Origin of the sequence: Necropsobacter massiliensis (genome assembly GCF_000827595.2) — a bacterium.
GTDB classification, from domain to species: domain Bacteria; phylum Pseudomonadota; class Gammaproteobacteria; order Enterobacterales; family Pasteurellaceae; genus Necropsobacter; species Necropsobacter massiliensis.
Window position 1 is genome coordinate 1 of sequence record NZ_LN776195.1, and the last position, 232, is coordinate 232.

Here is a 232-nt window from a genome sequence, read left to right on the forward strand (position 1 = left end):
AAAGAACAAAATAAGACAATAAAATCATCTTTAAATGGCGTCCCCACGGGGATTCGAACCCCGGTTACCGCCGTGAAAGGGCGATGTCCTAGGCCTCTAGACGATGGGGACAACAGTTAAAGATAATTTTAACCGCTCACACTTCTTATTTACGATTACCCGGCCTAGGAGGGTAACTGAAAAGTGCGGTCTTTTTTTCGCAATTTTCTTGCGCTTTGTTCCTATATTGCCT

At 44.0% G+C, this 232-nt stretch carries 1 tRNA gene; it reads right to left on the reverse strand.

The annotated features are described in order from the left end of the window. Positions 1 to 35 precede the first annotated feature (35 nt). Positions 36 to 111 (reverse strand) — tRNA-Glu (locus BN3349_RS11575). Between the last annotated feature and the right edge of the window lie 121 nt (positions 112 to 232).